This window comes from Xenorhabdus sp. TH1 (genome assembly GCF_037260955.1).
Taxonomy (GTDB): Bacteria; Pseudomonadota; Gammaproteobacteria; order Enterobacterales; family Enterobacteriaceae; genus Xenorhabdus; species Xenorhabdus griffiniae.
Genome location: NZ_CP147734.1, coordinates 1 through 24,543 on the forward strand (window position 1 = coordinate 1; position 24,543 = coordinate 24,543).

The 24,543-nt window shown below is 44.8% G+C and carries 20 protein-coding genes; 5 read left to right on the forward strand and 15 right to left on the reverse strand.

Translation table 11 applies throughout. The features are described from left to right. From dnaA to WDV74_RS00025, 5 genes are all read left to right on the forward strand, one after another. Entirely contained in the window at positions 1 to 1,389 is a 1,389-nt protein-coding gene (gene dnaA, locus WDV74_RS00005) for a chromosomal replication initiator protein DnaA (RefSeq protein ID WP_189758999.1), read from the forward strand. A 4-nt stretch (positions 1,390 to 1,393) separates the two neighbouring features. Beyond that, complete coding sequence (gene dnaN, locus WDV74_RS00010; protein ID WP_338883914.1) at positions 1,394 to 2,494, forward strand: DNA polymerase III subunit beta; 1,101 nt, start codon at positions 1,394 to 1,396, stop codon at positions 2,492 to 2,494. 17 nt (positions 2,495 to 2,511) lie between these two features. Beyond that, positions 2,512 to 3,603 carry a DNA replication/repair protein RecF gene (recF, locus tag WDV74_RS00015; RefSeq protein ID WP_338883915.1) on the forward strand — a complete coding sequence of 364 codons (1,092 nt, stop codon included), beginning with the start codon at positions 2,512 to 2,514 and terminating at the stop codon, positions 3,601 to 3,603. Between the two features lie 18 nt (positions 3,604 to 3,621). Continuing rightward, positions 3,622 to 6,045, forward strand: a complete 2,424-nt coding sequence (gene gyrB, locus WDV74_RS00020) for a DNA topoisomerase (ATP-hydrolyzing) subunit B (RefSeq protein ID WP_338883916.1) — start codon at positions 3,622 to 3,624, stop codon at positions 6,043 to 6,045. A 722-nt stretch (positions 6,046 to 6,767) separates the two neighbouring features. Next, entirely contained in the window at positions 6,768 to 7,409 is a 642-nt protein-coding gene (locus WDV74_RS00025; protein WP_338883917.1) for a hypothetical protein, read from the forward strand. Between the two features lie 93 nt (positions 7,410 to 7,502). On the opposite strand, the gene asd is transcribed toward WDV74_RS00025, so the two are convergent. From asd to mnmG, 15 genes are all read right to left on the reverse strand, one after another. Continuing rightward, positions 7,503 to 8,624, reverse strand: a complete 1,122-nt coding sequence (gene asd / locus WDV74_RS00030; protein WP_338883918.1) for an aspartate-semialdehyde dehydrogenase — start codon at positions 8,622 to 8,624, stop codon at positions 7,503 to 7,505. Between the two features lie 191 nt (positions 8,625 to 8,815). Further along, on the reverse strand, positions 8,816 to 10,264 hold the full coding sequence (locus tag WDV74_RS00035; RefSeq protein ID WP_338883920.1) for an NAD(P)/FAD-dependent oxidoreductase: 1,449 nt from the start codon (positions 10,262 to 10,264) through the stop codon (positions 8,816 to 8,818). Positions 10,265 to 10,668: 404 nt separating this feature from the next. Next, entirely contained in the window at positions 10,669 to 12,498 is a 1,830-nt protein-coding gene (glmS, locus tag WDV74_RS00040) for a glutamine--fructose-6-phosphate transaminase (isomerizing) (RefSeq protein ID WP_338883922.1), read from the reverse strand. A 121-nt stretch (positions 12,499 to 12,619) separates the two neighbouring features. Next, positions 12,620 to 14,020, reverse strand: a complete 1,401-nt coding sequence (gene glmU / locus WDV74_RS00045) for a bifunctional UDP-N-acetylglucosamine diphosphorylase/glucosamine-1-phosphate N-acetyltransferase GlmU (RefSeq protein WP_338804118.1) — start codon at positions 14,018 to 14,020, stop codon at positions 12,620 to 12,622. Positions 14,021 to 14,163: 143 nt separating this feature from the next. Then, on the reverse strand, positions 14,164 to 14,586 hold the full coding sequence (locus tag WDV74_RS00050; protein ID WP_045967700.1) for a F0F1 ATP synthase subunit epsilon: 423 nt from the start codon (positions 14,584 to 14,586) through the stop codon (positions 14,164 to 14,166). Positions 14,587 to 14,607: 21 nt separating this feature from the next. Then, positions 14,608 to 15,990, reverse strand: coding sequence for a F0F1 ATP synthase subunit beta (atpD, locus tag WDV74_RS00055; protein ID WP_189758982.1), 1,383 nt, complete (start codon positions 15,988 to 15,990; stop codon positions 14,608 to 14,610). A gap of 34 nt (positions 15,991 to 16,024) precedes the next feature. Further along, positions 16,025 to 16,888 carry a F0F1 ATP synthase subunit gamma gene (gene atpG / locus WDV74_RS00060; RefSeq protein WP_193851894.1) on the reverse strand — a complete coding sequence of 288 codons (864 nt, stop codon included), beginning with the start codon at positions 16,886 to 16,888 and terminating at the stop codon, positions 16,025 to 16,027. Positions 16,889 to 16,960: 72 nt separating this feature from the next. Continuing rightward, positions 16,961 to 18,502 carry a F0F1 ATP synthase subunit alpha gene (gene atpA, locus WDV74_RS00065; RefSeq protein ID WP_273560246.1) on the reverse strand — a complete coding sequence of 514 codons (1,542 nt, stop codon included), beginning with the start codon at positions 18,500 to 18,502 and terminating at the stop codon, positions 16,961 to 16,963. Between the two features lie 14 nt (positions 18,503 to 18,516). Then, positions 18,517 to 19,050 carry a F0F1 ATP synthase subunit delta gene (gene atpH / locus WDV74_RS00070; protein WP_189758980.1) on the reverse strand — a complete coding sequence of 178 codons (534 nt, stop codon included), beginning with the start codon at positions 19,048 to 19,050 and terminating at the stop codon, positions 18,517 to 18,519. 12 nt (positions 19,051 to 19,062) lie between these two features. Then, entirely contained in the window at positions 19,063 to 19,533 is a 471-nt protein-coding gene (gene atpF / locus WDV74_RS00075; RefSeq protein ID WP_047770880.1) for a F0F1 ATP synthase subunit B, read from the reverse strand. 58 nt (positions 19,534 to 19,591) lie between these two features. Then, complete coding sequence (atpE, locus tag WDV74_RS00080) at positions 19,592 to 19,831, reverse strand: F0F1 ATP synthase subunit C (RefSeq protein ID WP_045967711.1); 240 nt, start codon at positions 19,829 to 19,831, stop codon at positions 19,592 to 19,594. 52 nt (positions 19,832 to 19,883) lie between these two features. Beyond that, entirely contained in the window at positions 19,884 to 20,708 is an 825-nt protein-coding gene (gene atpB, locus WDV74_RS00085; protein WP_273560242.1) for a F0F1 ATP synthase subunit A, read from the reverse strand. A gap of 31 nt (positions 20,709 to 20,739) precedes the next feature. Then, the gene (gene atpI / locus WDV74_RS00090; RefSeq protein WP_273560240.1) at positions 20,740 to 21,117 is read right to left on the reverse strand and encodes a F0F1 ATP synthase subunit I; all 378 of its coding nucleotides are present in this window, start codon (positions 21,115 to 21,117) and stop codon (positions 20,740 to 20,742) included. A 610-nt stretch (positions 21,118 to 21,727) separates the two neighbouring features. Beyond that, a complete protein-coding gene (rsmG, locus tag WDV74_RS00095; RefSeq protein ID WP_338883923.1) occupies positions 21,728 to 22,348 on the reverse strand; it encodes a 16S rRNA (guanine(527)-N(7))-methyltransferase RsmG in 621 nt (206 codons plus the stop codon). A gap of 11 nt (positions 22,349 to 22,359) precedes the next feature. After that, a complete protein-coding gene (mnmG, locus tag WDV74_RS00100; protein WP_338883924.1) occupies positions 22,360 to 24,249 on the reverse strand; it encodes a tRNA uridine-5-carboxymethylaminomethyl(34) synthesis enzyme MnmG in 1,890 nt (629 codons plus the stop codon). Positions 24,250 to 24,543: the final 294 nt, after the last annotated feature.

Sequence of the window (24,543 nt, forward strand, 5' to 3'; positions counted from 1 at the left end):
GTGTCACTTTCGCTTTGGCAGCAATGTCTTGCCCGATTGCAGGATGAGTTACCTGCCACAGAATTCAGTATGTGGATACGACCCCTTCAGGCAGAACTGAGTGATAACACTTTGGCTCTCTATGCCCCCAACCGTTTTGTGTTGGATTGGGTGAGAGAGAAATATATTAATAATATCAATTTGTTATTAAATGATTTCTGTGGTCCTGAAGTACCGTTACTGCGTTTTGAAGTAGGAAATAAGCCTGTTTCACCAAACCAGTCTGCATCTCAGAAAATCATTGCCGATATGCCGGTGGCTGCTGCGCCGTCCAGTTCATCAGTACGCCCAAGCTGGGATAACGCAAAAGCTCAGCCTGAGTTATCTTATCGTTCCAATGTTAATCCCAAGCATACATTCGATAACTTTGTTGAAGGTAAATCCAACCAGCTCGCCAGAGCTGCCGCCAGACAAGTGGCAGATAATCCTGGTGGCGCATACAATCCTCTGTTTCTTTATGGCGGAACCGGACTGGGTAAAACCCACCTTTTGCATGCTGTCGGCAACAGCATTATGGCACGTAAAGCTAATGCAAAAGTGGTTTACATGCACTCTGAACGCTTCGTTCAGGATATGGTAAAAGCATTGCAAAACAATGCTATAGAAGAATTCAAACGTTACTATCGCTCAGTTGATGCCCTGCTGATCGATGATATTCAGTTTTTTGCCAATAAAGAGCGATCTCAGGAAGAATTCTTTCACACGTTCAATGCTCTGTTAGAAGGTAATCAACAGATTATTCTGACATCAGATCGCTATCCGAAAGAGATAAATGGCGTCGAAGATCGGTTAAAATCCCGTTTTGGCTGGGGGTTGACCGTTGCTATTGAACCGCCGGAGCTGGAGACTCGTGTTGCTATTTTGATGAAGAAAGCCGATGAGAATCAAATCCAGTTGCCGGGAGAAGTGGCTTTCTTTATTGCTAAACGCCTGCGCTCTAACGTTCGTGAACTCGAAGGCGCTTTGAACAGAGTCATCGCCAATGCCAATTTTACTGGCCGTGCGATTACTATTGATTTTGTACGCGAAGCATTACGTGACTTATTGGCTCTACAGGAAAAGCTGGTAACCATCGATAATATTCAGAAAACGGTGGCTGAATATTACAAAATCAAGGTTGCAGATCTGCTTTCCAAGCGCCGTTCACGCTCCGTTGCCCGTCCGAGACAAATGGCAATGGCGCTGGCAAAAGAGCTGACCAATCACAGCTTGCCTGAAATCGGGGATGCCTTTGGTGGACGTGACCATACAACCGTACTTCATGCTTGTCGTAAAATCGAACAGCTGCGTGAAGAAAGTCACGACATCAAAGAAGATTTTTCTAACTTAATCAGAACATTGTCTTCCTAGCGCTATGAAATTTATCATTGAACGTGAGCAATTATTAAAACCTTTGCAACAGGTTAGCAGCCCCTTGGGAGGCCGCCCTACCCTGCCTATTTTAGGCAACTTATTATTGCAGGTAACAGAAAGTTCCCTGCTACTGACGGGCACCGATTTGGAAATGGAAATGAAGGCTCGGGTTACACTTACCCAGCCACATGAACAAGGTGCAACGACTGTTCCCGCACGTAAATTTTTCGATATCTGGCGTGGGTTGCCTGAAGGAGCAGAAATCAGTGTAGAACTGGATAGCGATCGCATCCTCGTCCGTTCGGGTCGCAGCCGTTTTTCACTCTCTACGCTACCCGCATCGGATTTTCCCAATCTTGACGACTGGCAGAGCGAAGTCGAATTTTCTCTGCCTCAGTCCACACTGAAACGCCTGATCGAATCCACCCAATTTTCCATGGCGCATCAGGATGTTCGCTATTACTTGAATGGTATGTTGTTTGAAACGGAAGGCGAAGAACTACGTACTATTGCCACAGACGGCCACCGTTTGGCCGTTTGTTCCATGAGCATCGGGCAAGATCTGCCTTCCCATTCCGTGATAGTACCTCGCAAGGGCGTCATTGAATTAATGCGTCTGCTGGATGGCGGTGACAATCCGCTGCAATTGCAGATTGGTAGCAATAACATTCGTGCTCATGTTGGTGATTTTATCTTCACATCGAAGTTAGTTGATGGCCGTTTTCCTGATTATCGTCGCGTGTTACCCAAAAATCCTGATAAAACATTAGAAGCCAATTGTGACATGCTTAAGCAAGCATTTTCGCGAGCCGCCATTTTGTCCAATGAAAAGTTCCGGGGCGTTCGCATCTACTTGAGCGAAAATCAACTTAGAATTACCGCCAATAACCCAGAGCAGGAAGAAGCAGAAGAGATTGTTGATGTCAGTTACCAGGGGGCTGAAATGGAAATTGGCTTCAATGTCAGCTACATATTGGATGTCCTCAACGCATTGAAATGCGAGCAAGTGAGCCTTCTGCTAACAGATGCCACATCCAGCGTAAAAATTGAGAATTCAGCGAGTCAGGCTGCGACTTATGTCGTGATGCCAATGCGCCTGTAACAAAATTAACTCATTATATGATTCTCTCGCGTTTGCTGATCCGCGATTTCCGTAATATCGCGGATGCTGACCTGCCACTGGCAACCGGTTTTAATTTTCTGGTTGGACCGAACGGTAGCGGCAAAACAAGTATATTGGAAGCCATTTATACCTTAGGCCACGGCCGTGCTTTTCGCAATATTCAGGCAGGAAGAGTCATTCGTCATGATTGCGAAGAGTTCATTCTTCATGGGCGGCTTGATCAGCAACCCCATGAACGAACTTTATCGGTGGGCTTAAGTAAAAACCGTCAAGGCGACAGCAAAGTCAGGATAGATGGCAGTGATGGACATAAAATTGCTGAATTAGCGAAAATACTGCCAATGCAACTTATCACACCAGAAGGTTTTACGTTGCTAAATGGTGGCCCGAAATATCGTCGAGCCTTTATTGATTGGGGGTGCTTTCACAATGAGCCACGCTTTTTTGCTGCCTGGGCCAACCTGAAAAGGCTGCTTAAGCAGCGCAATGCCGCATTGCGACAAGTCACTCGCTACAGCCAAATCCAGCATTGGGATCGAGAGCTTGCCCCATTGGCAAGTGAAATCAGTCAATGGCGGGCTGAATATATTGCGGAAATTTCCGAAGATATAGAAAAAACCTGCAAACAATTTTTACCTGAATTCACACTTAGTATCAGCTTCCAGCAAGGTTGGGACAAAGAGAGTGAATATGCGGAACTGCTCGCGCGGCAGTTTGAGCGCGACAGATCGCTAACCTATACCGCTTCCGGCCCGCATAAAGCCGATCTGCGGATCAGGGCGGACGGTACACCAGTAGAAGATATGCTGTCCCGTGGTCAGTTGAAGTTACTGATGTGCGCATTGAGGTTAGCACAGGGTGAATATTTCACCCGACAGAGCGGGCAAAAATGCCTGTATCTGCTTGATGATTTTGCCTCAGAACTGGATGCCGGCCGTCGTCAGCTATTAGCCGAGCGTCTAAAATCTACGCAAGCCCAGGTGTTTGTCAGTGCAATCACACCTGGACAAGTTACAGACATGATTGATGTAAATAGCAGGATGTTTCGCGTAGAACATGGCAAAATAGAGGTTCAACCACAGGATTAAGATGAGCGAGAAACGTTGATGTCGAATACATATAACTCCTCAAGTATCAAGGTATTAAAAGGGCTGGATGCCGTCCGTAAACGTCCAGGCATGTATATCGGTGATACCGATGATGGTACTGGCCTGCACCACATGGTCTTCGAGGTTGTTGATAACGCTATCGACGAAGCCCTCGCAGGTCATTGTGACAAAATAACTGTCACTATCCACGCAGATAATTCCGTTTCTGTGCAGGATGATGGCCGCGGTATTCCGACCGACATACACGAAGAAGAAGGTGTTTCAGCAGCAGAAGTCATCATGACTGTGCTGCATGCGGGGGGTAAATTCGATGATAACTCCTATAAAGTTTCCGGTGGTCTGCATGGCGTGGGGGTTTCTGTTGTTAACGCCTTATCGGAAAAACTGGAACTGACTATCCGCCGTGACGGTAAGGTTCACGAACAAACCTATTGTCTGGGCGTGCCACAGTCACCATTGAAAGTCGTCGGTGATACTGAGCAGACAGGAACGACTGTCCGTTTCTGGCCAAGTATGGATACGTTTAAGATTAACACTGAGTTCGAATTCGAGATTCTGGCCAAGCGCCTGCGTGAATTATCATTCCTCAACTCCGGTGTTGCTATTCGTTTAGTCGACAAACGTACAAATACCGAAGATCTCTTTCACTATGAAGGGGGAATAAAAGCGTTTGTTGAATTCCTGAGCCGTAATAAAAACCCAATTCACCCAAATGTCTTCTATTTCTGTACCGAAAAAGATGGCATTGGTGTTGAAATTTCCATGCAATGGAATGACGGTTTCCAGGAAAATATTTACTGCTTCACCAACAACATTCCTCAGCGCGACGGGGGAACCCATTTAGTTGGTTTCCGTACTGCGATGACCCGTACCCTCAATAGCTACATGGACAAAGAGGGCTATAACAAAAAATCCAAAGTCAGCGCGACAGGTGATGATGCTCGTGAAGGCCTGATTGCGGTGATTTCCGTTAAAGTGCCTGATCCTAAATTCTCTTCACAGACCAAAGACAAGTTGGTTTCTTCCGAAGTGAAAACCGTGGTTGAAACCCTGATGAATGAGAAGCTGGTGGAATACCTGCTGGAAAACCCGAACGATGCCAAAACTGTCGTCGGCAAAATCATTGATGCAGCCCGCGCCCGTGAAGCAGCACGTAAGGCTCGCGAGATGACCCGTCGTAAAGGTGCACTGGATCTGGCCGGATTGCCGGGAAAACTAGCTGACTGCCAGGAGCGCGATCCAGCCCTGTCCGAACTCTACTTGGTGGAGGGTGATTCTGCGGGCGGTTCGGCAAAACAAGGACGCAACCGTAAGAATCAAGCTATCTTGCCATTGAAAGGTAAGATCCTGAACGTTGAGAAAGCACGCTTTGATAAAATGCTCTCTTCACAGGAAGTCGCCACTTTGATCACGGCCCTGGGCTGTGGCATTGGCCGCGATGAATACAACCCAGACAAGCTGCGTTATCACAGCATTATCATCATGACCGATGCTGACGTTGACGGATCACACATCCGTACTCTGTTGCTGACATTCTTCTATCGCCAGATGCCGGAAATCATTGAGCGCGGTTATGTCTACATCGCCCAGCCACCACTGTATAAAGTGAAAAAAGGTAAGCAAGAACAATACATCAAAGATGATGATGCAATGGAAGCTTACCTGATGTCTATCGCATTGGATGGCGCAGCGTTGTATACCAATCCACATGCACCAGCCCTGAAAGGGGAAGCGTTGGAAAAATTGGTAGCTGAATTCAATGCCGCTCAGAAAATCATCCGTCGCATGGAGCGTCTGTATCCGCAGGCCCTGCTAAACAACCTGATTTACCACCCTAAACTGACCGAAGATGCTTTGAACGATCAGGCAAAAGTGGAAGAGTGGGTAAGCTCACTGGCTATTCGTCTGAATGACAAAGAGCAAAATGGCAGCACTTACAGCTATCAAATCCATGAGAACCGTGAACGCCAAATTTTCGAACCCATTCTGTGCATTCGTACACATGGTGTTGATACTAACTACAATCTGGATTTCGACTTTATCCACGGTGGCGAATATCGCCGCATTACCAAACTGGGTGAATTGATTGGGAATTTGATTGAGGAAGGTGCATACATCGAACGTGGCGAACGTGGTGAACGTCGTCAGGCAGTCAGCAGCTTTGAACAAGCTCTGGAATGGCTGACTAAAGAGTCACGCCGTGGTCTTGCCGTCCAACGCTATAAAGGTCTGGGAGAGATGAATCCTGAACAGTTGTGGGAGACAACCATGAACCCAGAAACCCGTCGCATGATGCGTGTAACCGTGAAAGATGCCATTGCAACTGACCAACTGTTCACGACTCTGATGGGGGATGCGGTTGAACCTCGCCGGGCATTTATTGAAGAGAATGCCTTGAAAGCGGCGAATATTGATATCTGATATTCCCGAAACTATTTACAGAACTATACCAATCTAACTTCAAGATGCGTGTGATATCTCTCCGCGAAAGCGGGGAGATATCAGGTTTCATATCGTGTTGTAAATTGCAGCTTGAAGTTTAATGCGTATATACCTAATCAATTTCAAGTTGCAGACAACAAATCTGCAACTTGAAAAATAATTGTTTTATCTCCACCAGAAAAATAAAATATTATAATAATCTATAAATATAAACCTGATGGATAATATAAAATAAATACCTCCCCATGATACAGGTAAATTAAAAATTAACTATTCATAAACAGCCCCTATCTCTTAATATATAGCCCCCTATTATTAGATTATTATTTTATATCCATTTATATTCTGTTGATCCAATAAAAATAGTAAATTTATTTTTCACAAAAAATATATACCAATCTAACTTCAAGATGCGTGTGATATTTCCCCGCTTCGCGGGGAAATATCAGGTTTCATAGAGTGTTGTAAATGCAACTTGAAGTTCAATACGTATAACTTCTTTAAGTTATATATTTATTATTTCAGCATATTCAATATAACAAAACCTGAACAATGGCCGCCTTAAAAAATTATTGACAATGGATGACGGATAAAGTTAATTATATCCAAACCCATTCATCTCGTCCGATTTATCGGAAGCTGTATCATTATCCGTAGAAGATATTTACCTGTTATATAGTAATGTCACTTAGGAGAAGATCATGCAAAAATTCACAGACCAAACATCCACCAAACCTCATATTATTGATGCTGAGATGGTGAGTCAAAATGAGCTAAGTCGTATATCCGACAATGCCAATGCTCTCCGTGCTAAGGCAATGGAGCTGACCGATTCATGGGAAGGTGTCATGTTCGCATTAACTCATGATGAAATTGAAAATATTGCTCTGGCTGTTGGTTTTATTCCAGAAGTAGCCAGTAAAATTCATCATGAAATTAAGTCACTCAACTATGCAAAAATTCAATCCCAAACAGGCACTGAATCACTTGCTACCAAACATAATATGGATATTAGTCTTCTCGCACTTCGCGGTGTGACAGATTTTGATCATGCTTTGTCCCATATTAATGACAGTAATCTGGAAACAATTCTGGATGAAAATCAAGAGATATTCCAGAAAATCCGTAATGCACTTCCCGCCTATGAAGCCCGAATGAATTTTAGGCCAGAAACAGCTTCTGCGGTGCTTAAATCTCTGGGGGCAGATATATCACCTGAATTGCTTTATGAAATCTGTCCAAAATACCATACAACATCAGTTATAGACCTTGAAAACCGCAAAGGTGTCAGTACCGAGTTTATTCGTTGTGTCACGTTAACATTGGGTACAACCGTTCGCTAAAAGCCAAAAAATAATTAATGCCGCCAATATCTCTATTGAATGGCGGCATTATTCTCAACCAATATAATACTTCAATAAAAACTTAACTCTTTTCTACAGCAAAATACGCAACATACGGCGCAAAGGCTCTGCGGCTCCCCATAACAACTGATCGCCCACCGTAAAGGCAGATAAATATTCTGGCCCCATATTCAACTTACGTAGACGCCCTACTGGTGTATTTAACGTGCCAGTCACCGCCGCCGGTGTTAACTCTCGCATCGTTAATTCGCGATCATTTGGAATAACACGTACCCAATCATTATGGGAAGCCAGTAATGTTTCAATTTCATGGATCGGGATATCTTTTTTTAATTTCAGGGTAAATGCCTGGCTATGACAACGTAATGCCCCAATACGGACACACAAGCCATCAATCGTGATCACGTTATTACCCGTGTTCAAGATCTTGTTGGTTTCGGCCTGGCCTTTCCATTCTTCGCGACTCTGTCCATTTTCCAGTTGCTTATCAATCCACGGAATTAAGCTTCCAGCCAAAGGAACACCAAACTGGTCAGTTGGCAATGCACCACTGCGGGTAAAATCCGTTACACGTTTTTCAATATCCAAAATCGCGCAAGCAGGATTTTGTAGCTCCTCAGCCACCTGATTATGCAGCATACCCATTTGCACCAGCAGTTCACGCATATGGCGAGCGCCACCGCCAGAAGCCGCCTGATAGCTTGATACCGATGCCCACTCGATCAAATCATTGGCAAACAATCCGCCCAATGACATCAGCATCAAGCTAACCGTACAATTACCGCCAACAAAGGTTTTGGTGCCTTTATTTAAGCTATTTTGAATATGTTGATGGTTGACAGGATCAAGAATAATGACAGCATCATCATTCATACGCAGTGCAGAAGCAGCATCGATCCAATATCCTTGCCAGCCAGTTGCTCTCAGTTTAGGGTAGATTTCATTAGTATAATCCCCCCCCTGACAACTAATGATAATATCCAGCGCACCCAGCGCATCAATATCAAAAGCATCCTGTAAGATGCCTGATGTTCCTGTGCGATTTATTGTAAACTGCGGGGCTGGAAGCCCGTGTTGGGAGGTTGTGAAGAAAACCGGATTTATTTCGTCAAAATCTCGCTCTTCTATCATCCGCTGCATCAATACTGAGCCGACCATACCGCGCCAACCGATAAAACCTACACTCTTACTCATATTTACCCTGCCTTAAAAGATGTTCATCAGATACCACTGATAGCATTAAAACTGACAAAATATGGTAAAAGGTGCAAGTATATTTATGAGCTACAGCACTAGAACTTTTAAAGCGATGTGTCTGCCATTTTTAATCTATATTGAGATTTGCCCTGCTAAGAAGTGGCTCATCACAAATCGTTAGTTAAAATTTACTTCCACCGTAATGCCGTATCATTAATAGATTGCCCAAATACCTCTTTATCCTTTTTGTAATCATGTGAAACATGCCAATTTTGGCTACGTCCCTGACGAGGAAGACCAGATTCACCACGTCTCACATAACCTGAACGCAAGGCACCAAAAATATGCTCATTAACCACGACTTCATTGGGTTGCGCATGTGGTGTGACAATCTTGGCATGGCGGCGATCCATCTCATTTAATAAACGACAAATATATTCAGCTGAGAGATCAATTTTTAATGTCCAGGCATTATTGATATAGCCAACCAGATAAGCAAAATTAGGAACGTCCTGTACCAATGTTCCCTTATATAACAATTGGCTATGACTTTGTGGCTTTTGTCCATCAATAAAAAGTTCTATTCCCCCCATAAGATGTAATTTCAGCCCCGTCGCTGTCACTATGATATCTGCGGGTAATTCCTCACCAGATTGCAACAAAATACCATTTGCAGTAATACGTTCAATCTGATCGGTAACAATAGACGCTTTGCCTTCTTTCAGTACCTTAAACAGGTTACTGTCGGGAACAAAACACAATCGTTCATCCCATGGCATGTACTTTGGCGTCAAGTGTTTCATGTCAAAACCAGAACCAACCTTTCTGCGAGCCAGACCCAATAAAAACGATCTGAGCAGGTTGGGAAAATACCGACTTATCTTATACAACGAACTGAAAAATAAGATATTTCGATTTTTACTTAACGTGTAAATCCAACGTTGGGGAATAACGCCCTTTAGCAATTCTGCCATCTTATCCCTTCCTGGTATTGATAAAATGTAACCAGGAGAACGCTGTAGCATGGTGATATGTTCAGTATCGTTAGCCATTGCCGGCAGTAAAGTGACCGCGGTTGCGCCACTTCCAATCACAACGACTCGCTTTCCTTTATAGTCCAATTCTTCGGGCCAATATTGAGGATGAATGATTGGGCCTTTGAAATCTGCAAGACCGGGAAACTTGGGTAAATGAGGTTCATCATAGTTGTAGTAACCTGTCGCCATGATAAGAAAATGGCAGGTAAATTGCCGGGTTTCTTCAGTGGCTTCATCAATTGCAGTAACAGTCCATTGGCAAGTTTCATTTGACCAGTCAGTTTGAGTGATTCTCAACCCGAACTGTATTTTCTTATCAACTTCATATTCTGTTGCTACTGAATGGAGATAGCGCCTAATTGAAGGTCCATCAGCAAAAATACTGGTATCTGTCCAAGGACGGAATTTATAGCCGTAGCTCATCATATCCGAATCTGTACGAATACCTGGATAGCGAAATAAATCCCAAGTTCCCCCTATATTATGGCGACGTTCTAAGATCCCCACTTTTTTATTGGGACATTCCCTTGCCAAATGACACGCCATACCAATACCAGAAACTCCAGCGCCTATAACTAAAACATCATAATGGTGACTCATGTTGCTTCTCCTGCAAAAAGATCCTCTTAACCAGATAAGCGGTTTGTTCAAGATGTCATGTTATTTTCTATTTGCAGGAGCAACCATTTGCATTTATGTGGGGGGAGTATCAGGACGTTAATGATTGGAATTGGGAGGTATCACGGATGACTTTATAATTTGATTAATATTTGTCATGCTAGAAGCAAAGGGTTAATTGTTGTAACTAATAATTTAATAGAGTGGATGGATTAAGAGTTGAGGACTGGACGTTTGAGTAAGAGATTTATCAGATTTGTTTTATACATTTTATTATCGTTAACATTCTATGTACTGCGATTATTCTCTTACGAAAAAATCCGGTTAGCTCACGCATAACCGGATTTAGAAAGTTTAAAGCTTTTTTACACCAAAATTGGTGGCTCTTACTCCACCGTCACCGATTTAGCCAAATTCCTCGGCTGATCCACATCCGTACCTTTGATCAAGGCAACATGGTAAGACAGCAATTGCAGTGGCACGGTATAGAAGATCGGTGCGATCAACTCTTCTACATGTGGCAGAGAGATGATCTTCATGTTTTCGCTGTTAGTAAAACCTGCATCCTGATCGGCGAAGACATACAACAAACCGCCACGGGCACGAACTTCTTCAATGTTAGATTTCAGTTTTTCCAGTAGTTCGTTGTTCGGTGCAACGATAATAACCGGCATATCCGCATCAATCAGTGCCAACGGGCCATGTTTCAATTCACCGGCTGCGTAGGCTTCTGCATGAATGTAGGAGATCTCTTTCAGTTTCAGCGCACCTTCAACCGCGATCGGGTATTGATCGCCACGGCCAAGGAACAGGGCATGATGTTTTTCAGAGAAATCTTCTGCCAATGCTTCAATCAACTTGTCTTTAGACAACATGCTTTCAATACGGCTTGGCAGAGCATGTAAGGCATGAACAATATCTTGTTCCAGTGCTGTATCCGCACCTTTCAGACGTCCCATATAAGCCACCAGCATCAGCAATACAGTTAGCTGGGTGGTAAAGGCTTTGGTGGATGCCACGCCAATTTCTGCCCCTGCTTTGGTCATCAGGGCAAATTCAGATTCACGTACCAAAGAGGAACCGGCAACGTTACAGATGGTCAACGAAGTCAGATAACCGAGTTCTTTGGACAAACGCAAGGCAGCCAAGGTATCAGCCGTTTCACCAGATTGGGACAGGGTGATCAGCAGGCTTCCTTTACGACACGCTGGCTTGCGGTAACGGAATTCAGAAGCAATTTCAACATCACATGGGATACCTGCCAATGATTCGAACCAGTAACGCGAAACCATACCTGCATTGTAGGAAGTACCGCAGGCAACGATTTGGATATGCTCAACTTGGGACAATAATTCCGCAGCATTAGCGCCTAGTTCTGACAGATTTACTTGACCATTGTTCAAACGGCTTTCCAATGTGCTTTTGATCGCCATTGGTTGCTCGTAAATCTCTTTCTGCATGTAATGGCGGTATACACCTTTATCGCCGGCATCGTACTGAACGTTAGATTCAATTTGTTCGCGCTCAACCGCTTCGCCCTGTACATCAAAGATACGAACGGTACGGCGAGTGATTTCTGCAATATCACCCTCTTCCAGATAAATAAAGCGGCGAGTCACTGGCAGTAATGCCAATTGGTCAGATGCCAGGAAGTTTTCACCCACACCTAAGCCAATGACCAATGGGCTGCCAGAGCGCGCAGCAACCAGCACATCAGGGTGACGGCTGTCCATAATTACGGTGCCATAAGCGCCACGTAATTGTGGGATCACACGCTGCACCACTTCCAGCAGTGAACCGCCTTGTTGCTGCTCCCAGTGAACAAGATGGCCAATGGTTTCTGTATCTGTATCAGAAGAGAAGGTGTAACCACGCACTTTTAATTCTTCGCGCAGTTCTTCGTGGTTTTCAATAATGCCATTATGCACAACAGCAATATGTTCAGAAGCATGAGGATGAGCATTGCGCTCGCTGGGTTCACCGTGAGTCGCCCAACGAGTATGGGCAATCCCTGTTCCACCAATGACAGGCTGTTTATCTACTTCATCAGCCAGCATCTGTACTTTACCCACTTCGCGCAGGCGGGTCATGCGGTTTTCACTGTCAACAACAGCTATACCCGCAGAGTCATAACCACGATACTCCAGGCGACGAAGACCTTCGATCAGTATTTCTGCAATATCCCGTTGTGCTACTGCACCAACAATTCCACACATTTTGTTTTATTCCCAAAAACAGGGCGATGAAGCCCTTTTATGTCGCCAACCTGATTGCGTTTCGGCTTTGCCGTCCCCGAGCTTTGTAGAGATGGGGATTTTTATTATGGATATATCTTAATTATTTTTTCTTCACTGGACGCTGCCAGTTTTTAATATGAGTTTGCTTTACGCGACTGATAACTAAATCATTCTCAGCAACGTTTTTTGTTACTGTGGTTCCGGCACCAATCGTCGCACCTTTCGCGACCGTAACTGGCGCAACAAGCTGAGTGTCAGAACCAACAAAAACATCATCACCAATGATGGTTTTAAATTTATTGGCGCCATCATAATTACAAGTAATGGTGCCCGCACCAATATTTACATTATTGCCAATTTCAGAGTCACCAAGATAAGTCAGGTGGCCTGCCTTGGAACCTTTGCCAAGTGAGGATTTTTTCATTTCAACGAAATTGCCAACATGAGCTTTTTCCGCCAATTTGGAGCCAGGGCGTAAACGGGCAAAAGGCCCAATAGTGCACTCAGCCGCAATTTCAGAATCTTCGATGATAGTATAAGGGTCAATCACTGCCCCATCACCAATAACACAATTTTTTAGGATACAACCAGAACCGATCTGAACATTATTTCCCAGTGTGACATGGCCTTTAATAATCACATTGGTATCAATGACCACATCACGGCCATGTTCTAATGTTCCACGCAAATCAAAACGGGCAGGATCTAACAACATAACGCCCGCCAGCAGTAATTTTTCCGCTTGCTCAGACTGGTAAATCCGTTCCAGGGCAGAAAGTTGCAAACGATTGTTTACCCCTTCCATTTCACTTAAACGGCTTGGGTGTACCGCTTTGATTTGACGGCCCTCTTTGTGTGCAAGCGCAATAACATCAGTCAGGTAATATTCACCCTGTGCGTTATTGTTTTCCAGCCTGGATAACCAACGTTTCAAATCACCGCCATTCGCCACCAAAATACCCGTGTTAATCTCGTTGATTTTACGCTGTTCTTCCGTTGCATCTTTCTGTTCGATAATACCCGTCACTTCACCATTTTCACGAATGATACGACCATAGCCCGTTGGATTATCCAAAATGGCAGTTAATAAACCGATTCCACCTTCTGGCTTAGCTTCAATCAGACGCGCCAAGGTATCTTTACCAATCAAGGGCACATCACCGTAAAGAATCAGAATATCTTCATCATCCGAAAAATGCGGAGCCGCTTGCTGCATAGCATGGCCTGTCCCAAGCTGTTCAGCTTGCAGTACCCAGTTCAAATCCTGGCTGGAAAGTGCTTGTTTCATCAAATCACCACCATGCCCATAAACCAGGTGAACATTTTGGGCGCCCAACTCCATTGCGGTATCGATAACATGCTGAACCATCGGTTTACCGGCCAGCAAGTGCAGAACTTTAGGAAGTGCGGAATACATGCGAGTTCCCTTGCCTGCGGCAAGGATCACGACACTTTTTGTACCGATATTATTTGCGTTGTCATTATTTGCAATTACAGACATAAGAAACCTGACAATCCCAATTTTTAAGTATGAAAGTAAACCTGTTTGCGAAATAAATTGCCACATATTTCGCAATGCAAAAAAGCCAGTTAGTTTTCACCAACTGGCTTCTCATCTAACTGCCTATACCCTTTGGGTATTTATTACATCATTTTTTTTGTCAATTCGATAACACGAAGTTTCGCGATCGCTTTCGACAATTCAGCAGATGCCTGAGCATAATCAACATCGCCGTGAGAATTACGGATGTGTTCTTCCGCCTTGCGCTTGGCTTCAAGCACTTTAGCTTCGTCCAAATCCTTACCACGGATCGCTGTATCGGCCAGTACGATAACGCCATTTGGCTGAACTTCAAGAATACCACCTGACAGGTAGATAAATTCTTCTTCACCAAACTGCTTAACAATACGTATCATGCCCGGTTTTATGGCAGTCAGTAGTGGTGTGTGTTGAGGATAGATCCCCAACTCACCTTCACTACCTGTCACCTGAATTTTCTGTACCAGTCCTTCAAACATCTGTTTTTCAGCACTGACTACGTTCAGGGAGAACGTCATTGCAGCCATATCAACCTCCCGTCAGCCGTATTAAAGCTTTTTCGCTTTTTCCACAGCTTCTTCGATGGTACCAACCATGTAGAACGCCTGCTCTGGCAGGTGGTCATAATCACCTTCCAGGATACCTTTGAAGCCACGGATAGTGTCTTTCAGAGGAACAAATTTACCTGGTGAACCGGTGAAGACTTCTGCAACGAAGAATGGCTGAGACAGGAAGCGCTGGATCTTACGAGCACGCGCCACAACCAGTTTGTCGTCTTCAGACAGTTCGTCCATACCCAGAATGGCGATGATGTCTTTCAGCTCCTGATAACGTTGCAGGATGGACTGAACACCACGAGCCACGTCATAGTGCTCTTGACCAACAACCAGTGGGTCAAGCTGACGGCTGGTTGAGTCCAGTGGATCAACCGCAGGGTAAATACCCAGAGAGGCGATCTGACGGCTCAATACGACGGTTGCATCCAAGTGAGCAAAGGTTGTCGCAGGTGATGGGTCAGTCAAGTCATCCGCAGGAACGTAAACAGCCTGTACGGAGGTGATAGAGCCTGTTTTCGTTGAGGTGATACGCTCTTGCAGAGCACCCATCTCTTCTGCCAACGTTGGCTGATAACCTACCGCTGATGGCATACGACCTAACAGTGCAGATACTTCTGTCCCTGCCAGGGTATAACGGTAAATATTATCAACGAACAGCAAAACGTCACGGCCTTCATCACGGAATTTTTCCGCCATCGTCAAACCGGTCAACGCAACACGCAGACGGTTTCCTGGTGGCTCATTCATCTGACCGTATACCAGAGATACTTTATCCAATACGTTTGAATCGGTCATTTCATGATAGAAGTCGTTACCTTCACGGGTACGCTCACCAACACCGGCAAATACAGAGTAACCTGAGTGCTCGATCGCGATGTTACGGATCAGCTCCATCATGTTAACGGTTTTACCTACACCAGCACCACCGAACAGACCAACTTTCCCCCCCTTCGCGAATGGGCAGATCAAATCCATAACTTTGATACCGGTTTCCAGCAGTTCCTGAGAGTTAGATAACTCTTCATAGGATGGTGCTGTACGGTGAATTGACCAACGCTCTTCTTCGCCAATCTCACCTTTCATGTCAATTGGATCGCCCAATACGTTCATGATACGGCCCAGTGTCGCTTTACCCACTGGTACTTCGATTGGGTGTCCTAAATCAGTCACGTCCAAATTACGGCGCAGGCCATCGGAGGTCCCCATTGCGATACAACGGACGATACCACCACCTAACTGCTGCTGAACTTCCAGCACCAGTTTCTCTTCACCGTTTTTAACCTCAAGGGCATCGTATACTTTTGGTACGCTGTCCTGAGGGAATTCGACGTCCACTACGGCGCCGATTACCTGGATAATCTTTCCAGTAGCCATCTTGAATCCTCTACGTAATTCGTAAACCTAGCTGTTAAACCGCAGAAGCACCCGAAACGATTTCGGTGAGTTCCTGAGTGATGCTGGCCTGACGAGCCTTGTTGTAAACCAACTGCAACTCTTTGATCAGGTTGCCACCGTTATCGGTTGCGGCTTTCATCGCTACCATTCGTGCGGCCTGTTCACTAGCCAGGTTTTCAACGACGCCCTGATAAACTTGCGATTCTATATAGCGACGCAGCAGGGTATCCAACAACGCCTTAGGATCAGGTTCATACAGATAGTCCCAAGACTTCTTCTTCAGTGTTTCATCGTCTCCGGCTGGCAGAGGCAATAACTGAGTGATCGTCGGAACCTGAGACATTGTATTCATGAACTTGTTTGTCACTATATACAGTTTATCCAGACGCCCTTCGTCATATGCTTGCATCATGACGTGGACTGGCCCGATCAGTTCGGATAATGACGGGTTATCTCCCATCCCTGTTACTTGAGCAACAATGTTGCCACCAACAGAAGAAAAGAAGGAAACCGCTTTTGATCCAATAAGCGCCAAATCAACTTGAACGTTTTTATCAGACCAGTCTTTCATTTCTATCAACAATTTTTTGAACACGTTAATGTTCAAACCGCCACATAAACCACGGTCAGTCGAAACAACCACGTACCCAACACGCTTCACTTCGCGCTCTTCAAGGTATGGATGTTTGTATTCCAGATTACCTAACGCAAGGTGTCCAATCACATTGCGAATGGTTTCTGCATAAGGACGGCTGGCCGCCATGCGATCCTGCGTTTTACGCATTTTGGACGCGGCGACCATCTCCATCGCTTTAGTGATTTTTTGCGTGTTCTGCACACTGGCGATTTTGGTACGTATCTCTTTTGCGCCGGCCATTTCTGCTTCTCCGAATTCAACCAGACGGCCCAAGTTTTTTCGTTAAATAGAATCAAACTGGGCCGAATAGTGTTACCAGGACTGAGTCGCCTTGAAGGATTCCAACAGAGCTTTCAGCTTCGCTTCGATCTCTCCATTGTAATCACCAGACTGGTCAATCTCTTTCAGAAGATCAGCATGTTCACGGTTAGCATATGCCAACAGCGCAGCTTCGAAACTGACCACTTTTGCGATTTCGATATCTTCCAGATAACCACGTTCAGCAGCAAACAGAGACAGAGCCTGCTGTGCAATGGACATCGGCTGATACTGTTTCTGTTTCAACAACTCAGTCACTTTCTGACCATGATCCAACTGCTTACGCGTTGCATCATCCAGATCAGAAGCAAACTGGGAGAATGCCGCCAGTTCACGGTACTGAGCCAGAGCGGTACGAATACCACCAGACAGTTTCTTGATGATCTTAGTCTGAGCAGCACCACCTACACGGGATACGGAAATCCCTGGGTTAACCGCTGGACGGATACCTGAGTTAAACAGAGAAGATTCAAGGAAGATCTGTCCATCTGTGATAGAAATAACGTTTGTTGGTACGAACGCAGAAACGTCACCCGCCTGAGTTTCAATGATTGGCAGCGCAGTCAGAGAACCGGTTTTACCCTTCACTTCACCATGAGTGAATTTTTCAACGTATTCAGCGTTAACACGCGCTGCACGCTCCAGCAAGCGGGAGTGCAAATAGAATACGTCACCAGGGTATGCTTCACGTCCAGGTGGACGACGCAACAACAGGGAAATCTGACGGTATGCTACAGCCTGTTTAGACAGATCATCGTAAACAATCAAGGCATCTTCACCGCGATCACGGAAATATTCACCCATCGCGCAACCAGAGTAAGGTGCCAGATATTGCAGAGCCGCAGATTCAGAAGCGGATGCAACAACAACGATGGTGTTTTCCAGTGCGCCGTGTTCTTCCAATTTACGAACGACGTTAGCAATGGTAGAGGCTTTCTGACCAATCGCAACGTAGACACATTTGATACCAGAATTACGCTGGTTGATAATCGCATCAATAGCCAGAGCAGTTTTACCGGTCTGACGGTCACCGATGATCAGCTCACGCTGGCCACGGCCGATTGGGATCATGGCATCAACAGATTTGTAACCTGTCTGGACAGGCTGGTCAACGGATTGGCGATCGATAACCCCTGGTGCGATAACTTCTACCGGTGAGAAACCGTCGTTCTCAATAGCGCCCTTGCCGTCAATGGGTTCGCCCAGTGTGTTAACAACACGTCCCAGCAAACCACGACCAACAGGCACTTCCAAAATACGGCCAGTACATTTGACTTTCATGCCTTCGGCCAAGTCAGAATACGGACCCATCACAACCGCACCTACAGAGTCGCGCTCCAGGTTCAGTGCAATTGCGTAACGGTTGCCAGGCAGGGAAAGCATTTCACCCTGCATGACATCGGCTAAACCATGGATACGAATGATACCGTCGTTAACGGAAACAATCGTACCTTCATTGTGAGCTTCGCTCACGACATTGAACTGAGCAATACGCTGTTTGATCAGTTCGCTGATTTCGGTGGAATTCAGTTGCATATGCTCCAGTCCCCTTAAGACTGCAAGACGTCTGTTAAACGATCCAGACGGCCACGAATACTGCCATCTATTACCATATCACCCGCACGGAGAATCACACCGGCAATAACAGACTTGTCAATTTTGCAATTCAGCTTCACTTTGCGTGACAGACGTTTTTCCATCGCCGCAGAAATTTTAGCCTGCTGCTGCTCATTCAGTTCGGTCGCAGAAATCACTTCAACATTGATAGTCGATTCAAGTGACGCACGCAATTGGATAAATTGCCGGAAGACTTCTGGCAGTACCAGCAAGCGACCATTTTCTGCCATTACACGAATAAAGTTCTGAGCATGCTCATCAACCTGCTCACCACAAAGGGTGATGAAGGTTTTGGCTAACGTTTCCGGTGCTAATGAACCGGAAAGCAGCTCACCAACCTGCTCGTTGCGAGTAACCTCAGCAATGAACGCCAGCATGTTCTGCCAGTGTTCGAGCGATTGGTGTTCTACAGCAAAGTCAAAAGCTGCTTTGGCGTAGGGGCGAGCTACCGTAGCAAATTCAGACATGCCCCTCCCTCCTTACAGTTCAGCGACCAGTTTATCAACGATGTCGCTGTTAGCAGCTTCATCCACGGAACGTTCGATGATTTTCTCGGCACCTGCGATAGCCAACATCGCAACCTGTTTACGTAACTCTTCACGTGCGCGCTTGCGTTCAGCTTCAATTTCAGCATGAGCTTGCGCCACAATTCTGTTACGTTCCAGCTCTGCTTCTGCTTTCGCATCATCAATAATTTGGGCTTTTTGTTTATTAGCCTGCTCAATGATAACTTGTGCATCAGCTTTCGCTTTTTTCAGTTGGTCGGTCGCATTGGCTTGCGCTAAGTCCAGGTTCTTTTTGGCACGCTCTGCTGAAGCCAAACCGTCAGCAATCTCTTTCTGACGTTTTTCAATGGCCGCCATGATTGGTGGCCATACATACTTCATGCAGAACAAAACAAACAGGACAAACGCTAAGGCCTGGCCGAGGATTGTTGCGTTAATATTCACGACACAATACCTCTATTTCAATTAATGAATCGGCGTAATTTTAAGTTCTGCTATCTTATTAACCGCCAACAGCGAACATCATAAACAAGCCCAGGCCCACAGCAATCATCGGGATGGCGTCAACCAGGCCCATGACGATAAAGAACTGCGTACGCAGCAGAGGAATTAGATCAGGTTGGCGAGCAGCGCCTTCCAGGAATTTACCCCCGAGGATGCCGATACCGATCGCAGCACCGATAGCCGCCAAACCCATCAGAATAGCGGCAGCTATGTACAGCAGATCCATGTTTATATCCATGACAGTCTCCAGTTTGTTTCAAGTTAAAACACAATTATTGATTGATAAAAAATTAATGCTCTTCAGATGCCATCGACAGATAAACAATCGTCAGAACCATGAAAATAAAGGCTTGTAACGTAATAATCAGTATGTGGAAAATCGCCCAAGGCAGGCTGAGTAACCACTGTGCTCCCCACGGTAGAAGGGCCGCAATAAGAATAAAGATCAATTCGCCAGCATACATATTACCAAACAGTCGCAGACCGAGTGATATAGGTTTAGACAGCAAGCTGACCCCTTCCAAGATTAAGTTAATTGGAATAAAGAGTGGATGATTGAAAGGCTGTAATGTCAGCTCCTTCGCAAAACCACGAATTCCTTTCATCTTAATGCTGTAGAACAGAATGAGGACAAAAACACCGAGGGCCATCGACAAAGTGACACTGACGTCTGCGGTTGGAACAATACGCAGCGCAGGCAAGCCGAAGTAGTGTTCACCGATTAGAGGAATTAAATCGATTGGCAGCAAATCCAATGCGTTCATGAGTAACACCCAGACGAACACAGTCAAAGCCAGAGGAGCTATCACTTTGCTCTTGCCGTGATACATATCACGCACGGTGTTATCAACGAAGCCGATTACCATTTCTATTGCAGTCTGGAATTTGCCCGGAACACCGTCAGTGGCGCGAACCGCGACTCTTCTGAATACAAATAGAAACAACATCCCTAATACGATGGAGAAAAAAAGCGAGTCGATATTTAACGTCCAGAACGTCGGCTCATAACCACTAGCGTGGGGATTGACCAACTCAAAGGTACGCAAGTCCAACTGAAGGTGCTTCAGGTGATGACTTATGTACTCCGAAGTTGAAACTTCTCCTGATGCAGACATGATGCTTTTTACCCTTTTGTTGTTAAAAACGCTAACCGTTCATTACGGCAGGTGCGATGATCTGCACAATCAGCACCGCTAAATAGGCCACACCAAGTGGTGCAAATGCCGCCTTGAACACCCCTAAAGCGACTATCAGCACGGTTATCGTAATGATAACCTTCACCCCTTCGCTAATCGCGAAAAACCATGCAATACGTACTGGAACGCCTTCTTCTTTTACCTTTTGGAAGCGGCTAAGCAGCATAAAAATGGCATTTGGTAGCCAACATGCTAGCCCACCAGCAAAAGCAGAAGCGCCCCACTCTATACTTTTGGTACAAAAAGCTACACTGAGAATAACAAAAGTCATTAACTGCAAAAATAACAGTTTCAGTGCCATTCTACCGCTGTAAAGGGATACAGACATGACTTTTGTTTTCTCCCTGTGGTACACCATCACATATCAGGCTTTGCTGAATGTTGTATAAAACTGGCTTTGCTTAAGAGTGTCAAGTGACAAAAACGTGCAAATTATACGGGCAGCCAAAATGAATTCAATCCATAAGTAGCGAAAAAGTGAATAATTATTTAAATTTCTAACTTTGGTGCTAGATCGCTCACAAATACTATTTAATATTCTGCAATGATTAATGGTATGACCTCTAAATTAAACGTGATATACATCACATTAAACAAAACCCATTAATTATATTTATCATTAAATATGTGATAAAAATATTTTATTTTTTTTATCGAAAATCAAAATATTAATATTACACCTGTGAAGTTTTATCTGATATATCGATAAAAAAGTTTAAATGACTATTTTTTCACTTTCTCTAAAATTTATTTATAAAGAAAATCGATAGCAATCTTTGAAAAGAGAAATTCTACCAATATAAACATTACGTTGGTTTTCTGTGAATCATCAGTAAATAAAGTTGAATCCATGGAAGGAGATAATTAATAACGCCCGTTACATTTAAAATGTCGTTGGCGTTACTAATTATTTAGATTTTTATTGACAAATAGCAAAGTTAGTTTGACTTAAGTACTACCAAATGACGCTGTTCATCCAACTCTGCGACTTGAAGAGAAATGACAGTGTCGAGCACAATTCCCATTGGCAATTGAGCCAATTCATCTTCCGGTAGTACACCTTTCAAAGCATAAAAACGCCCTTCAAGTGGTTTAGGAAGATGGTTGCACCATGACAGCATGTCTTGCAGTGAAGCAAATGCACGGCTAATCACCCCATCAAAAGGAGGTTCAGGAATGAATTCTTCAACTCGGCTCTGTACAGGCTCAATATTGTTCAAACCTAATTCATGTTGAACTTGGCGCAAAAAGCGAACGCGTTTTCCCAAACTATCCAATAAAGTGAAATGGGAATCTGGACGTACAATTGCCAGTGGGATGCCTGGCAAGCCAGGTCCTGTTCCCACATCAATAAAACGCGTTCCATGCAGGAATGGATTAACAGCAATGCTATCCATAATATGCCGAACCAGCATCTGTTTTGGATCACGGATAGATGTCAGGTTGTAAGCCTTGTTCCATTTATTCAGCATGTCAACATAGGCAACAAGCTGCTGTTTTTGTGGCAATGATAATTTAATGTCCGTTTTCGCCAGCAGCGATTCCAATTTGTTAAGCAAAATCTGTCCCCTTAAGCGCTACGACGCAATAGACCTTGTTTTTTCAGCCATACCAGCAAAATAGAAATTGCGGCTGGAGTGATGCCTGAAATCCGTGAAGCCTGGCCAATCGAACTTGGTTTATGGTCATTTAGTTTTGCAATAACTTCATTGGAAAGCCCGCTCACTTGTTGATAATCCAAATCAACAGGTAATGCGGTATTTTCATTACGTAACTGTTTTTCGATCTCTTCTTGCTGACGGGCAATATAGCCTTCATATTTCACTTGAATTTCAACCTGATCAGCAGCTTGAGGTTCAGTCAGCCCAGGTGAAAAACGAGTTAACGACGTTAACAATTCATAATTCATCTCAGGGCGGCGCAGCAAATCTTCACCGTTGGCTTCTTTTGACAGCGGTGTTTTTAGCATCTGGTTGATATCCTCTAAGTTATCAGAGTGAGGATGTACCCAGATATTACGCAGGCGCTGGCGTTCCTGTTCGATCATTTCAAATTTGCGGCAGTAATGTTCCCAACGGAGATCATCTACCAAACCAAGTTGGCGGCCTTGTTCAGTCAGTCGAAGATCCGCATTGTCTTCACGCAGCATCAGACGATATTCAGCACGGGAGGTGAACATGCGGTAAGGCTCTTTAGTGCCAAGTGTGCATAGATCATCGACCAAGACGCCAATATAAGCCTGATCACGGCGTGGGAACCAACCTTCTTCACCATAAGCATAGCGTGCCGCGTTAAGACCAGCCAGTAATCCTTGCGCTGCTGCTTCTTCATACCCAGTAGTACCATTGATCTGACCAGCAAAGAACAGACCGTGAATAAATTTACTTTCCAGTGTTTGTTTTAAATCACGTGGATCGAAAAAGTCGTATTCGATCGCATAGCCAGGGCGAATAATACGAGCATTTTCCATACCTTTCATGGAGTGAACAATTTGCATCTGAACATCAAATGGCAAACTGGTAGAAATACCGTTTGGATAGATTTCGTTACTGGTCAATCCTTCGGGTTCCAGGAAGATCTGGTGAGCGTTACGATCCGCGAAACGCATAACTTTGTCTTCGATGGAAGGACAATAACGAGGGCCGATCCCTTCGATGATCCCCGCATACATTGGACTGCGATCCAAGTTATTGCGGATCACTTCATGAGTTTTTTCATTGGTATGTGTGATGTAGCACGGGATCTGCCGTGGGTGTTGATCGACATTACCCATGAATGAAAATACAGGTGTCGGGTTATCACCTAGTTGTTGTTCAAGCTGGCTAAAATCAATGGTACGTGCATCAATGCGAGGTGGTGTGCCTGTTTTCAAGCGAGCTACGCGCAGAGGCAGTTCACGTAAACGATGGGACAATGAGATCGCAGGAGGATCACCTGCTCGTCCTCCACTGTAGTTTTCTAATCCGATGTGAATTTTTCCATCAAGGAAAGTTCCTACTGTCAGGACTACAGATTTAGCTTTAAATTTCAATCCCATACGAGTAACAACACCGGTAACAGTGTCGTTTTCAACAATGAGATCTTCAACGGGTTGCTGGAAGATCATTAAGTTAGGTTGATTTTCCAGTGCTGTTCTTACAGCTTGTCGGTAAAGTACTCGATCCGCTTGTGCTCGTGTTGCTCGAACAGCTGGGCCTTTGCTGGCATTGAGTGTTCTAAACTGAATACCGGCTTGATCCGTGGCTTTTGCCATTAGGCCACCAAGTGCATCGATCTCTTTTACCAGATGCCCTTTACCGATCCCACCAATGGCTGGATTACATGACATCTGGCCCAAAGTATCAATATTGTGAGTCAGTAGTAAGGTTTGACGCCCCATACGTGCGGAGGCCATCGCCGCTTCAGTACCGGCATGACCCCCGCCGATAATGATGACGTCAAAGTGATCTGGATAAAACATGTGCGAACCTTCAATAGTGAGAATGCTTCATATGCATCAGGGAGAGAATTCTACTCAAGTTTGGACCTCAGACCAAGAGGTGAGAGATCATCATTCTTTAAAATAAGATCTTTTTATTTAAAGATCTCTTTATTGGATCTTTTATTAGGATCACAATCATCTGTGGATAAGTGGATTTTCCATATAAAGATCATAATGCTGTAAAGGATCATTTGCTGTGAATGATCCGTGATCCAGCTCAGGATAAGCTGGGATCTAAAAGCCTAGTTATTCACAACCACTCGATTTAAACTC